17 protein-coding genes are annotated in these 13,998 nt (G+C 36.5%); 11 read left to right on the top strand and 6 right to left on the bottom strand.

The annotated features are described in order from the left end of the window. Nucleotides 1-36: 36 nt before the first annotated feature. The 5 genes from OA86_RS08285 to OA86_RS08265 form a co-directional block, all read right to left on the bottom strand. A complete protein-coding gene (locus OA86_RS08285) occupies nt 37-1,044 on the bottom strand; it encodes a vWA domain-containing protein (RefSeq protein ID WP_039351613.1) in 1,008 nt (335 codons plus the stop codon). A gap of 194 nt (nt 1,045-1,238) precedes the next feature. After that, complete coding sequence (locus OA86_RS08280; protein ID WP_039351611.1) at nt 1,239-2,246, bottom strand: vWA domain-containing protein; 1,008 nt, start codon at nt 2,244-2,246, stop codon at nt 1,239-1,241. A gap of 6 nt (nt 2,247-2,252) precedes the next feature. Further along, entirely contained in the window at nt 2,253-3,149 is an 897-nt protein-coding gene (locus OA86_RS08275; protein WP_246008041.1) for a BatD family protein, read from the bottom strand. 60 nt (nt 3,150-3,209) lie between these two features. Continuing rightward, entirely contained in the window at nt 3,210-4,073 is an 864-nt protein-coding gene (locus OA86_RS08270) for a DUF58 domain-containing protein (RefSeq protein WP_039351607.1), read from the bottom strand. A gap of 88 nt (nt 4,074-4,161) precedes the next feature. Next, entirely contained in the window at nt 4,162-5,166 is a 1,005-nt protein-coding gene (locus tag OA86_RS08265) for an AAA family ATPase (protein WP_039351605.1), read from the bottom strand. A gap of 389 nt (nt 5,167-5,555) precedes the next feature. Between OA86_RS08265 and OA86_RS08260 the strand changes: the two genes are divergently transcribed. The 6 genes from OA86_RS08260 (at nt 5,556) to OA86_RS08235 (ending at nt 9,010) form a co-directional block, all read left to right on the top strand. Next, nucleotides 5,556-6,026 carry a DinB family protein gene (locus tag OA86_RS08260; RefSeq protein WP_039351603.1) on the top strand — a complete coding sequence of 157 codons (471 nt, stop codon included), beginning with the start codon at nt 5,556-5,558 and terminating at the stop codon, nt 6,024-6,026. Nucleotides 6,027-6,120: 94 nt separating this feature from the next. Beyond that, nucleotides 6,121-6,870, top strand: coding sequence for a 23S rRNA (guanosine(2251)-2'-O)-methyltransferase RlmB (gene rlmB / locus OA86_RS08255; protein ID WP_246008042.1), 750 nt, complete (start codon nt 6,121-6,123; stop codon nt 6,868-6,870). Between the two features lie 83 nt (nt 6,871-6,953). After that, the gene (locus OA86_RS08250; protein ID WP_177187114.1) at nt 6,954-7,403 is read left to right on the top strand and encodes a hypothetical protein; all 450 of its coding nucleotides are present in this window, start codon (nt 6,954-6,956) and stop codon (nt 7,401-7,403) included. Nucleotides 7,404-7,463: 60 nt separating this feature from the next. After that, complete coding sequence (locus OA86_RS08245; RefSeq protein ID WP_039351599.1) at nt 7,464-8,090, top strand: hypothetical protein; 627 nt, start codon at nt 7,464-7,466, stop codon at nt 8,088-8,090. A gap of 52 nt (nt 8,091-8,142) precedes the next feature. Continuing rightward, nucleotides 8,143-8,661: a nitroreductase family protein gene (locus OA86_RS08240; protein ID WP_039351597.1), complete on the top strand. Its 519-nt coding sequence runs from the start codon at nt 8,143-8,145 to the stop codon at nt 8,659-8,661. A 55-nt stretch (nt 8,662-8,716) separates the two neighbouring features. Next, the gene (locus tag OA86_RS08235; RefSeq protein ID WP_039351595.1) at nt 8,717-9,010 is read left to right on the top strand and encodes a TM2 domain-containing protein; all 294 of its coding nucleotides are present in this window, start codon (nt 8,717-8,719) and stop codon (nt 9,008-9,010) included. A gap of 52 nt (nt 9,011-9,062) precedes the next feature. Here the strand turns inward: OA86_RS08235 and hemB are convergent, their stop codons facing one another. Then, entirely contained in the window at nt 9,063-10,055 is a 993-nt protein-coding gene (gene hemB / locus OA86_RS08230; RefSeq protein ID WP_039351593.1) for a porphobilinogen synthase, read from the bottom strand. Between the two features lie 122 nt (nt 10,056-10,177). Between hemB and OA86_RS15835 the strand changes: the two genes are divergently transcribed. From OA86_RS15835 to trmD, 5 genes are all read left to right on the top strand, one after another. Further along, nucleotides 10,178-10,534, top strand: coding sequence for a T9SS type A sorting domain-containing protein (locus OA86_RS15835; RefSeq protein WP_039351591.1), 357 nt, complete (start codon nt 10,178-10,180; stop codon nt 10,532-10,534). Between the two features lie 82 nt (nt 10,535-10,616). Next, nucleotides 10,617-11,051, top strand: coding sequence for a transposase (locus tag OA86_RS15860; protein ID WP_039351588.1), 435 nt, complete (start codon nt 10,617-10,619; stop codon nt 11,049-11,051). A gap of 14 nt (nt 11,052-11,065) precedes the next feature. Beyond that, a complete protein-coding gene (locus OA86_RS08215) occupies nt 11,066-11,920 on the top strand; it encodes an IS3 family transposase (RefSeq protein WP_039351586.1) in 855 nt (284 codons plus the stop codon). Nucleotides 11,921-12,016: 96 nt separating this feature from the next. Then, nucleotides 12,017-13,279: an NAD(P)/FAD-dependent oxidoreductase gene (locus tag OA86_RS08210; protein WP_039351584.1), complete on the top strand. Its 1,263-nt coding sequence runs from the start codon at nt 12,017-12,019 to the stop codon at nt 13,277-13,279. After that, entirely contained in the window at nt 13,276-13,950 is a 675-nt protein-coding gene (trmD, locus tag OA86_RS08205) for a tRNA (guanosine(37)-N1)-methyltransferase TrmD (RefSeq protein WP_039351582.1), read from the top strand. Before OA86_RS08210 ends, trmD begins: the two co-directional genes overlap by 4 nt. Nucleotides 13,951-13,998: the final 48 nt, after the last annotated feature.

Genomic DNA, 13,998 nt, shown 5'->3' with positions numbered 1-13,998 from the left:
TTTCGGTTAAAGTCTTTAGAAATCATTGATTATGAACTAAATATTGAATTCTTTTTTGGGATTGAAGAGAAAAATTATTAAAAATAGAAGCAACGAAACCGCTAAGAAATATTGATAATAATGAATTGCATTTTGAGATTTTACGACACTTTCAGAAGTAGTTGAAGTTTTACTGAGACCATCGATAATTTGTGAAGTGGCATTTTCCAGATTATTTCCATCTACATAAGTTCCACCAGTATCAGAAGCAATATTTTTCAACGCGTTATCCTGTCTTTTTGAAATGACGGTTTGACCGTTCTGATCTGTTTTATAGCCCATCAATTGACCAAAAACATATTCTGGAATTGGAGCGCCTTCTTCAGAACCAATACCGACCGTAATTGCGGTGATGCCTTCTTTGTTTGCCAGTTTAATGGCCGGTTTCTCATTGCCTTCATTATCTTCTCCGTCGCTCAAAATAACAACTTTTCGGGAACCTTTTGGGATGTCCTTGAATTTTTCTGCGACAGTATTTATTCCGGTCAGAAAATCAGTTCCCTGCTTTTTTACAATATTGGGTTCAACACCGCCAATGTAAGTTTCAACTGCAGAAAAATCGGTGGTTAAAGGCATAATTGAACTCGCTTCACCCGCAAAAACTACGATCCCAACTTTATCATTCCGCATTTTGCTCATGGTGTTGATGATGATGTTTTTTGCTTCATCGAGGCGGTTTGGTTCCACATCCTGTGCATTCATCGAGTTGGAAACATCGAGCAGGAAAATGACGTTGTTCATTTTCTGTTTTGTTTTTACTTCTTCACTTCCACTTAAGATATCGACGATGGAAAGGATAAGAAATAAAGTTGCCAACAAATAAAGCAGCGGTAAAATCTTTGAAAATCCAGATTTTTTCTCAAAAAGATCAGGTTGAAACCGGGCTTCAGCAAATGCATTTTTTTTGCGGTTTTTCCACTTGAGATATGCGACCATAATAATCCCAAGCAACGGCAAAAGCAGCAGCAAAAGTAAATACCAGTAATTTCCTAAATACCAATTCATTTTTATGATTTTGCGGGTTTAAATTATTCCCGCTTTTTTATTTTTTCTAAAGACAAAATCTCCAAGATTCTAGCCCCGATCGCAGTGGTATCCTTTTTCTTCCCGATTTTGATCGGGAGGAAAAGATATAACGGAGAGCGGGTATTAACTTGTAAGAAGCTAAAATGGTTTTGCTCCTAAAAGTTATCATTTCGTTAACTCAAAAACTTATATAAAACCCAGCGCAAGAGCGCATCGAACAACAAAGTGCCTAAAGCGATCCAAAGAAAAATGCGGAAATATTCCTGGTAATTATACAATTTGGTCGTCTTAAGCTCGGACTTTTCGAGTTGATTTATTTCGTCGTAGACCTGTTCTAAACTTTCGTTGGATGTGGCTCTAAAATATTTTCCACCCGTAGTTTGCGCAATTTCCCGCAATATGGGTTCGTCAATTTTCACTTCCGCTTCTGAGAAGACCAGATCGCCAAAAATATCTGTTGAAGTGGGCATCAACGCATAACCGTTGGTCCCGATTCCTATGGAATACACTTTGATCCCGTTGGTTTTTGCAAGTTGTGCGCCAACTTGAGTCGGCATCGCGTTTTCGATCGTATTAACGCCGTCGGTCATTAAAATAATGATCTTTGATTTTGCTTTGCTGTGTCGCAAATGACTTACAGCAACGGAAAGTCCTTCGCCGATCGCTGTTCCGGGTTGTAATTCGAGCGGGTTCAAATGATCCAGTTCATCAATGACAACGGCGTGATCGGATGTGACGGGAACTTTGGTAAAAGCTTCGCCGGAATAGGTGACCAAACCAATGCGATCTCCGGGTCTTTTTTCCACAAATCTTTTTGCAATATTTTTCAGCGCAGTGAGGCGGTCGGGCTCCAGATCTTTTGCTAACATGCTTAGGGAAACATCCACGGAGAGCATGATGTCGATTCCTTTGCTGTCATCCTGATCCTGAGAAATGGTGAAAGTTCTCGGTCGCGCCATTGCAATAATTAAGCACGTGAGTAGGATATATTTTGAAATTTTCAACAGAAAAAGAACGAATAAAATGCCTTTATTTTCCTGCATGTTTTTCGTCGTGGGAACTTTTATTCCGGCGCGTTTTTTCTTTCGAAGATCGAGAATAAAGAGCGGAATAAATGCCAGAAAAAGCAGTAAAAACCACGGACTGTAAAATTCAAAATTGAAAAAATTAAATGCCTTCATTTTCTGTTAAACTCCTGTTCGTAATTGTTCCATTTCCAGATCCTTTGAAGACCGTTTCACAAAGGTTTTCATATCTTCAAAATCTTTTTCCATCATTGTCTGATCGGGAAATGTTTTTGCAAATTTCACCAGATCTCCTCGCAGGAAAATGTCTTCTACAATGGTTTCATTTTGCGGGGAAATAGCGTTGTTAAGCTTCATCACATCGATCAGATCATCCGTTAATAAAACATCTGCCGGTATTTGATATTGTTTCGTAATAAAGTTTCGGGAAATGTCGATCAGTTCTACATAAAAAGAACGGTAATCTCCATTTTCGATAAATTTTTTCTTTCTTAAAATTTCCAGATCTTTTAGTGTTTGGTTCGTCATAACTACTGGCGAACTTTTTCTGCGTTTTCCGTATTTTACGATCTGATAAATGGCGAAGATCAAAGCCAGCAAGATCAGAACTCCTAAAATATAAAATTTATATAGCTGCCAATAGTCTTTTACATCAAGAGTGACCTCTTTGTTTTTCATGATGTCGTTGATCTGATCACCTTTCTGCGCAGTATTTACGACTTCAATTTCATACGGAATAGTGTGGAAAATTTTTCCGCCAATTGTGAAATCTAAAGCCGGGATGGTATATTTTCCTTCTTCGAAAACGGCAAATTCAATGATCCGGTCGTACCGATCTGCCTGCTTGTTAATGCTGTCTTTTATTTCTTCAAAATGAAAAGGAAGCAATTCGTTTTTTGGTGCAGAAACTACATCTTTCCCCTGAAGATTAGAAATGTTTATGCGGAAAACTCCGGCTTCACCTAGAGCCAGGGTCTTTTTGTCGAGTGTAGATCCCAAAGTTTGCGAAAACGCGAAGACATTGAGAACGGAAAAAATGATAAAAAATATTTTTTTCAAAACTAGATTTCTTTTTTTGAATGCTGATTGCATTTATAATAAGGAAGGGTTTTTTAAATTTTACCGCTTCCGAAAATATTGATAGAGGAATTTCGAATAATCTTCTCCGGTATTGATGTTCATCAACTTCGCGGAGGAGTTTTCGAAATCTTCTTCTAAATTCTTTACTTTTTGTTTTTGTTTTTCTGCAAATTCGTATCGCCATCTTGCGCTCGAAGTGTTTGCCCAGATTTGTTTGCCGGTTTCTGCATCCTGGAAAAGTGTGTAACCTACGTCCGGAATTTCGACATCTTTATCATCGAAGATCCGCATTCCTAATAACTGGTGTTTTCTGGATGCAACTCTCAACATTTTCACATCGTATTCATCTTCAAAATCGGAGAACATAAAAAGCATCGATCTTTTTTTGAAAACGCTCATCATATATTCCAGAGCCATGTCTATTTTCGATTCTGCAGGAACATAATCTGCGGTGAGAATGGTGCTTATGATTGCCAGAATGTGCTTCCTTCCTTTTTTTGGCGGAATGACCTTGTAAACTTTATCAGCAAATAAGATCAATCCCACTTTATCGTTATTTCCGGCGGCGGAAAATCCTAAACTTGCAGCGATCTCAGCAACGAATTCTCTTTTCAATTGAGTTTTCGTTCCATAATCCATCGAAGCAGAAATGTCTACCAAAAGCATCATCGTCAATTCGCGTTCTTCTTCCATTACTTTGACGAAAGGTTCGCGAAAACGTGCGGTTTTATTCCAGTCAATTCTGCGGATCTCATCGCCAAATTGGTAAGGGCGAACTTCAGAAAAAGTCATTCCCTGACCTTTGAAAGCACTGTGATATTGACCCATCAAAGTAGCTTCGGACTTTTTCTTCGTCCGAATTTCGATCTGTTTTACTTTTTTGATGATGTCTTTTATTTCCACTGCGAATTCTTTATTTTAGATTTTGAATTATAGATTTTAAATGAATTTTGCTAGTCATTTAAAATTTATAATCTTCAATTTATAATTTTTAAGGAGCCTGAACTTTTCCTAAAATTTTGTCCACAATATCGTCTGCTGTAATTTCCTCCGCTTCTGCTTCGAAACTCAAGCCAATTCTGTGACGCAAAATATCTTTCGCGATTTCTTTTATATCTTCCGGAATGACAAAGGCTCTGTTTTTCAAGAATGCCATTGCTCGTCCGGCGATTGCTAAATTGATTGAAGCTCTTGGTGAGGCTCCAAAACTGATCAGACTTTTTAATTCTGACAATCCGTATTTTTCCGGGGAACGGGTGGCGAAAACCATATCCAGAATATATTTTTCTATTTTTTCGTCCAGATAGATTTGATTGATGAGCTCTTTCGCTTCGACAATATTTCGGAGGGAAATAACGGGTTTAATTTCCGGTTGATGCGAAGTTGCCACCATTTTCATGATCTTTCTTTCATCCTCAAAATCCGGATACGTGATCGTACATTTCATCATAAAACGGTCACTTTGCGCTTCCGGTAAAAGATAAGTTCCTTCCTGATCAATTGGATTCTGCGTTGCCAAAACTAAAAACGGTTTCGGTAATGGCATTGTTTCATCACCGATCGTTACTTGCTTTTCCTGCATGGCTTCCAAAAGAGCCGACTGTACTTTCGAGGGCGCTCTATTGATCTCATCTGCCAAAACAAAATTTGCGAAGATCGGACCTCTTTTAATGGAGAAATCATTGTCTTTAATATTATAGATCATCGTTCCAACAACATCTGCAGGCAATAAATCGGGCGTAAACTGTATTCTCGAAAACTGACCTTCAACAGCATCAGCTAAAGTTTTGATCGCCAAAGTTTTGGCTAATCCCGGAACCCCTTCCAACAAAACGTGACCATTTCCCAGAAGACCGATGAGTAATCGATCTACCATGTATTCCTGTCCGATAATTGCTTTGTTGATTTCTTGTTTTAGGAGGGTGAAAAAATAATTTTGTTCTCTTACTTTTTCCGTGAGCTGTCTGATATCTTCCGCTTGATGTAGTTCTGACATAGTGTTTCTAAAATTTAAAGTGTAAATTTCTAATAAATACCCACACCAATCAACACAATTAATGCCAATGTAAAGTTAAAGTTTGTTAAAAGAAAAGCAGTAGTATAAAAGGTATTCAATATTTTCTGAAGTTTGGTGACTACGTTTTTCCGCTAAATTTTTAGAAGCTGATCCCGCTTTCCGCTATATCTTTTTCTTTGCCATCCCACTTCCCAGCCGCCAAAAAGAAAAAGGATGCCGCTGCAATCGGGGCTGGTTACGATTTAGTCTTTTGTTGACAGTTCAATTTTAATCAAGTAAAAATTCTTGAGTATTATTATAAATGCGCATCCTGCAATTTTGTCTTTTTCAGTTAATTAACCTATTTTTGGGGCATTAAAAATAGTAAAATGAATTATCATTTTCAGGCACACCGCCAGGTTCGAAGAAATCTACTGGAAATTCTGCAAAATACTTCTCAAAAAGATTTAATGCTGATTCCCGATGGTTTCAACAACAATCTCTACTGGAATATTGCACATACCGTTGCGACACAGCAACTTTTGTGTTATTATTTGAGTGGAAATCCTTTTAGAATTGATAAATACTGGATCGAGACTTACAAAAAAGGAACGCTTCCAAATCTCAATGTGCAGCAATCTGAAGTCGACGATCTTGCATTTTTGCTGACCGAAACTTCAAAAATTTTGATGAAAGATTATGATGCAGACTTTTTTGCAGATTACACGCCTTATACCACCAGTTTTGGTTTGGATCTTAAAAATATTCAGGATGCGATCATTTTTAATAACATGCACGAAAGTCTGCATTTAGGATATGCAATGGCTCAGAAGCGCGCGATTTTAGGAGAAGGCTTTTAAAAGAGGAAAGTAAAAAGAGCTAGGTAAAAAGAACAAGGAATAAGAACTTAGGAAGCGACAAATTTGACTTGCTAAAAAAATAAAAATTAAGACATTGAAAGAGAAAGACGACTTTATATTTGGTTTAAGACCCGTGATAGAAGCTTTGGAAGCTGGGAAAACCATCGACAAGATATTTGTGCAAAATGCCCTTCAAGGTGATATTTACCAGGATCTGAAAAACCTTTTGGCGAAACATAAGATCCGTCCGAACTTTGTTCCTGTGGAGAAGTTGAACCGTTTCACCAGAAAAAATCATCAGGGAGTTGTGGCTTTTATTTCCGATGTTCCCTTTGAAAGAATTGAAGATGTTTTGCCGCAACTTTTTGAAGCTGGAAAAACGCCTTTTCTTTTAATTCTAGACCGATTGACTGATGTTAGAAATTTCGGAGCAATCTGTCGTACTGCAGAATGTGTAGGAATTCACGCCGTTATTCTTCCGGAAAAAGGAGCAGCCCCAATTAATTCAGATGCAATAAAAACTTCAGCCGGCGCTATTTATAACTTGAAGATCTGTAAAGAAAAAAATCTGGCACATGCTGTAGATTTCCTTCAGCAATCCGGAGTTCAGGTTTTTTCAGCCACAGAAAAAGCGCAGAAATTATACTACGATGTTGATTACACACAACCTTGTGCGATCGTTATGGGTAACGAAGAAACCGGAATTTCAAAAGAAGTATTGCATCATTCAGATGAGAAGATAAAACTTCCCATCGAAGGTAAAACCGAATCTTTAAATGTATCTGTTGCGTGCGGTGCAATTCTGTACGAAGCGATGCGTCAGAAAATCAAAGAGGTTTTATAATCCTGATTTCAAATCACCACCATTTAAAAACTAGATAACGCAATTCAAAAATATTTTTTACATTTATTAAAAAATTGACGTTTATGCTGAATAAGACAGTTTCAAAATCTGATGTACGGGATTACGTAAAGGAAACCATACTTGCAAAGATCGAGAAACTCAAAAATTTCTTAGAATTCACACTTGAAGCCAGTCGTGAAATTAAGAAAGCACCTAAATATGATTCGATGCGCGAAGAAATGCAGGAGGAAATTTACCAAATGCAAAAACAATTGGCTTCTCTCCACGATCTGCGACAAAAATTAAATAAGGTTTTAAATAACCCTTCGGAACGGGTAAATATTGGGTCGCTTGTTTTTACGAATAAAGCCAGATTTTATATTTCAGTTTCTTTGGGGGAATTCTTTTTTGAAGGCGATCGTTTTTATGCGATCTCTGAGGAAAGTCCGATGGCTAAAATCATGTTTGGTAAAAAACCGGGCGATTCTTTTATCCTGAACAATATTCATCAGGAGATTATGGAGATCATGTAGATTCTTTTGAAAACTATAAATTAAACTTCCAATTTTTTTTTCATATTAAATGTCGACGTTATGAAATTTGACCAGTTGCGGAGAAGTAAATTGAATAACTGGACCATTGTTCATCTGCGATATTTGGTGGGACTCGCTTTTTTTCCGTCGGGAATGACGAAATTAATTGGTCACCGTTTCACCAGCATTTCAACCGACAATCCAATCGGATATTTTTTCGAAGCTTTATACCAATCGGGATTTTACTGGAATTTTCTGGGTGTGGCGCAAATTACTGCGGGAATTTTATTGATGACGCAGCGATTCGCGCTTCTTGGAACGTTGATTTTTTTCGCAATTATTACCAATATCTGGATCATAACGCTCAGTTTATCTTTCACCGGAACTTGGGTAATTACTTCACTGATGATGATCGCTGTTATCATCATATTAATTTGGGATCATCATAAATTGATTCCGCTCGTAAGTAATAAAAAAGATCTTGTTATTAAACATTTTCCACCCGTCGATAAAATCTGGATCATTGCAGGAATTAGCTATACCATCTGTTTTACTTTTCTTTCCTTATTTAATCCGATGATGGAAGAAACATCAGGTTTACTAACTGCTATTTTATTGGGATTAATTTTCCTGACTTTTATGGTGAGCAATTATATCTACTTTAAGAATCGAAAAAAAATTCTTTAAACCCGACATTAAACTAGCTTTAAAATTTATTTACAATTTGTAATTTTGCCGGATGAACGAAGCATCAGTTTTAAAAGCAATTATAGAAAAGAGAAGAAGTGTTTTCCCGAAAAATTATTCCGATTTACCAATTAAAGAAGAGATTTTAGCCGAAATTTTAAACTCCGCCAACTTTGCGCCAAATCATAAAAAGACAAAACCTTGGCGATTGAAAGTTTTCCGCAATGAAGAGAAAAATCAGTTAGGTCAAAAATTAGCTGAGATCTACAAAGCTACCGTTGCTCCTCAAAATTTCTTAGAAAAAAAATACCTGGATATTTCTAATAAAATTTCAATGTCAGATACGATTGTTACGATTTCTGTGAACTTCAGTGGTTTGCTTCCGGAATGGGAAGAGATCGCTGCGACTGCAATGGCTGTTCAAAATATGTATTTGACTTCCACCGCGAATGAAATCGGCTGTTACTGGAGTTCACCCGGAATGATTCAACATCTGAATGAATTTCTTGAATTAGAAGAAAATCAACGGTGTTATGGTTTATTCTACCTAGGAAACGTGGCAACGATGTAACTTTTTAAATTTCCTGCCGACTACTTTTATAACTAATAATTTAAAAAAGTAAAACATGGAAACTTACGGTTATAACAAAGGACCTTCGCAAAATCAAAATTTTAGCAACACGAATTATCGTTCGGAAAAAAAATTGGCGGCAGGACTTTTAGGAATTCTTGCAGGACTTTTCGGTGCGAATAAATTTTATCTCGGCTATATCAATCAGGGAATTATTCAGATTGTTTTGAATATTTGTACGTGTGGAATGGCAACTGTAATTCCTTTTATTGAAGGAATTGTTTATCTGACGATGAGCGATGAGCAATTCGATCAAACTTATATTCAGAATAAAAAAGCCTGGTTTTAAAAATGAAAAGAGCGTCTAATTATAGAAGCTCTTTTTTTGTCTTTAATTTTACTTAGTTGTTTAAAAGAATCGCAGCTTCCTTCGCAGCATACGTGAAGATCATATCTGCGCCGGCTCTTTTAATGCACGTTAAACTTTCTATAATGGCTTTGTCGTTGTCTAACCAACCGTTTTGCGCCGCGGCTTTTAACATCGCATATTCGCCGCTGACATTATAAACTGCAATTGGAAGATCGATAATGTCGCGAACTTTTGCCACAATATCCAGATAAGGCATTCCTGGTTTGATCATAATAATGTCGGCACCTTCCGCAACATCTTTCAAAACTTCGTCGATCGCTTCTCTTGAATTATGAAAATCCATTTGATAGGTTTTTTTATCTTTTGGAATATCCTGATTATCGACGGGAGCAGAATCTAAAGCACTTCGGAAAGGTCCATAAAAAGAACTTGCATATTTTGCGGAATAACTTAAAATTCCAACATCGGTAAAACCACTTTCTTCTAAACCTGTTCTAATTGCGGCAACTCGGCCATCCATCATATCACTTGGCGCGACAATATCAGCACCTGCTTCGGCGTGTGAAACAGACATTTTGACCAATGCGTCATTTGTTGCATCATTGTCGATTTTTCCGTTCGTGATAATTCCGTCGTGACCATAGATCGAGTAGGGATCTAAAGCAACATCGGGCATGATGATCATTTCTGGAACGGCATCTTTTATCGCTTTAATGGTATTTTGCATCAAACCATTCTTATTCCAGGATTCGGTTCCGCGATTATCTTTCAAATCCTCAGAAACTTTCATATAAAGATTAACGGCTTTTACACCCAGAGAAAATAATTCCTGACATTCCTTTACCGTAAGATCTAATGTCCGCCTAAAAATTCCCGGCATTGAGGCAATTGCTTCCTGCTTATTTTCGCCTTCCATTACAAATATGGGCATCACAAAATCATTGGTTGTAAGAACTGTTTCCTGTACTAAAGCCCGCATGGAAGCACTTGTACGTAATCTTCGGTTTCTAGAATAGATAATCATTATTGGAATAGTATTTGATTTAACTGGTGCAAATTTAATTATAGTTTTATTAAAAAACTATTGTGTACTTAGACTTAATTCTTACATTTGTAAGGATATTACAAAATTTAAAGCGTTATAAGGTGAAAAAATTATTATTTTCTTTGATATTTATTGGCAGTTTAACAGTTTTATCGGGGTCGATCTCCGCGCAATCTGTTAGTAGAGAGTCAATTACATCAGCACAAAAATCCGATGATGGAGTTCTGATGGCTTTTCCAAATCCTGCGAAAGATTTTATAATAGTAAAATCAAAAGACAGCAATTTAAAAGTTAAATCGGTTACCTTTTATTCTATATTAGGAATGCAGGTTGCAGAATATGTCGTTAATATGAATTCTGGTGAAATTCGATTGGATAAATTGAGACCAGGAAAATATCTCATGAAATATACCTTGAGCGACAATACGCAGAAAGTCACGCAGATCATTAAACAATAAAAAATCAAATCCTTTTCACGAAGGATTTTTTTATTTAAACTTTGTCCCGTCCTGAAATAGCGATACACAAAAAAGAATCGTTATGAAAGAATTATCACAAAGCGCATATGTAAAGCGCACCCAAAAAGATTACAGTTTGAGTTTTAAACTCCAGATTGTAAAAGAAATTGAAGCAGGCAGATTAGAGATTAAAGAATGTACCAAGAAATATGGTATTCAATCTCACTCAACGGTTTTAATTTGGCTCAGAAAATATGGTAGCTTTGATTGGGATAATCAAATACCTAATTCTATGCAAAAAACTCCTGAACAACGAATTATGGAACTGGAGGCCGAAGTAAAGTTGCTTGAAAAACAAAAAGCATTACTTGAAAGAGAAGCTTACATTGCCGATAAGAAGGTTATTTTCTTCGATATGATGATTAATATCGCAGAGAGTGAATACCAGATTGATATACGAAAAAACTCCGCAGCCGTACAATCAATAACTTCCGCAGAACAGAAAAAGAAACTTTAGTTTTTATCTGTGGATTGTTCGGTATCGATAGACAAGTCTATTATCGAAGTGAGAAACGTAGCATAGGGCGCACCAATAAAGCAGAACAAGTGGTTAAACTCGTAGAAGATTTACGGTTAATTCAACCTCATTTGGGCGGCAGAAAATTGCATTTTATGTTAAAAGTGCCCTTGAAATCACTGAAAGTAGGAAGAGATAAGTTCTTTGATATTCTGCGTGCAAATCATTTATTAATTATTCCAACGAGAAGTTACCATATCACAACCAACTCTCATCATCGATTTAGAAAACATAAAAATCTAATACTGGATTATCAAATTAGTAAACCTAATCAAGTCTGGGTTGCAGACATTACTTACATCGGAAACAGAGCAAATCCGAGTTATTTAAGTCTAGTAACAGATGCTTATTCCAAGAAAATAGTCGGTCACCACGTTGCTGATAATCTAAATACGGAAAGTAGTTTAATGGCTTTAAAGAATGCTTTGAAAAACAAAAAAGTCAATTTAGAATCATTAATACACCACTCAGATCGTGGTCTTCAGTATTGTTCGAATGAATATCAAAAACTCCTCGAAAATAATAACATCAAATGCAGCATGACTCAAAACTCAGATCCCTATGAAAACGCTGTCGCAGAAAGAATTAACGGAATTTTAAAACAGGAATTTGATATCGATAAATATGATATAGAAACTAAATTGAGAAGAAAGATCGTAGATGAATCAATTGAAATTTATAATGAAATACGTCCTCATTTTTCTAATCATTATCTAACACCTAATCAAATGCACGGCCAGGAAATATTGAAAATGAAAACCTATAAAAACAAAAACCAAAGCAAAAACGTTTTTGCTTTGGTTAATTAATTATTTTTGTCCTATAATCTGTATCATTTTTTCAGGACTAGTCACTACATATCGATCCACGCTTTTGAACTGTAAAAAATTCCCTAATTTTGTATTATGGAAACAAGGGAGAAAATTGTGATTATTGGTGGAGGCTTTGCTGGACTTCAATTAGCAAAAGCTCTAAATAAAAAACGGAAAAAAGTATTTGTTATTGATAAGGTGAATCACCACATGTTTCAGCCATTGTTTTATCAGGTTGCATGCGGAAGGATTGAACCCAGTAATATTTCTTTCCCTTTCCGGAAAATTTTTCAGCGCTCCCGAAACATACAGTACCGTATGATCGAAGTTCAGAAAATCGTTCCTGAACAGAATAAGATTATTACTTCTGAAGCAGAATTCACTTACGATAAACTCGTCATCGCAACTGGATGTAGAACCAATTTCTTTGGTAATGAAAAAATGGCTCATCTCACTTATGGGATGAAGAATACGCAGGAAGCCATTTCCATTAGAAATAATATTCTCTTAACCTTCGAGAAATTAATTATTGAGAAAAGCAGATCAGATGACGGAAACTGGAATATCGTCATTGTTGGAAGCGGACCCACCGGTGTTGAATTAGCCGGAGCATTTGCCGAGATGAAAAAAGATATTCTACCACGAGATTATCCGCACATGAATTTTGATGATCTGAAAATTATATTGATTAGTTCTACAGAAATGCCTTTGAGTGTAATGAGTAAAGAAGCTCAGGATAAATCAGAACAATATTTAAAAGAACTCGGTGTACAATTTATGAGTGATGAGTTTGTAACCGACTATGACGGAGACAGAGTAACAATGAAAAGCGGGAAAAGTATTCCCTCTAATAATGTAATCTGGGCCGCAGGAGTTACCGGCAATGTAATCGAAGGTCTAAATCCCGAAATCGTCATCAGAAACCGCTACAAAACCGATCGTTTCAATCGCGTTAATGGTTATGAAAATATTTTTGCAATTGGTGATATTGCGCATATGGAAACTCCAAAATATCCAGACGCTCATCCACAAGTGGCAAATGTGGCAATTCATCAGGGAACTAATTTAGCTTCAAATCTCCTTAAAAATTCTGTAAAAGATTGGGTGGAGTACGAATATAAAGATATGGGAAGCATGGCAACGATCGGAAAACACCGGGCAGTTGTTGATTTGCCTGGATTTAAATTTCAAGGTTTTCTTGCCTGGTATTTTTGGATGTTCCTCCATTTAATGCTCATTCTGTCCGTAAGAAACAAGCTTGCCATTTTCTTTAACTGGATGTGGAGTTATATCAATAGAGATTCCTCATTGCGTCTAATCATTATTCCGACAAGAAAAAACAATACTGAACAATGAGAATTGACATCATAAGTGTTTTGCCGGAACTAATGGAGAGTCCTTTCAAAGCATCAATTTTGAAAAGAGCCGTGGATAAAGGAGTAGTAGAAGTTTATTTTCACCAGTTGCGAGATTTTGGCTTAGGAAAACACCGGCAAGTCGACGATGAACCTTACGGTGGTTCAGCCGGAATGGTCATGATGATTGAACCTTTGGATAATTGTATTTCTGAATTGAAAGCGCAACGTGATTACGATGAGGTCATCTATTTAACACCCGACGGAGAAACTTTAAATCAAAAGATTGCAAATACACTTTCCCTAAAAAATAATTTAATTTTTCTTTGCGGACATTATAAAGGAATCGATCAAAGAGTTCGGGAGATGCATATTACCAAAGAAATTTCTATCGGTGACTATGTTTTAACGGGCGGTGAATTGGCTGCCTGCGTTTTGGCTGATTCCATTATTCGTCTAGTTCCCGGAGTTTTAAACGATGAGCAAAGTGCCTTAACCGATAGTTTTCAAGATAATCTCCTTTCTCCACCTATTTATACAAGACCTTTCGAATACAAAGGATTGAAAGTTCCTGAAATTTTATTGAGCGGAAATTCCCGGAAAATTGAAGACTGGCTTCATGAACAAGCCGTGAAAATAACGGAAGAAAAGAGACCCGATATTTTAAGATAATTCAGTCATAATGAATTATTTTTTTTATATTTGACAAATACGTGTTTA

The sequence above is a fragment of the Kaistella jeonii genome, assembly GCF_000812865.1.
Classification (GTDB): Bacteria; Bacteroidota; Bacteroidia; order Flavobacteriales; family Weeksellaceae; genus Kaistella; species Kaistella jeonii.
This window is presented reverse-complemented; position numbering and strand designations above follow the sequence as displayed.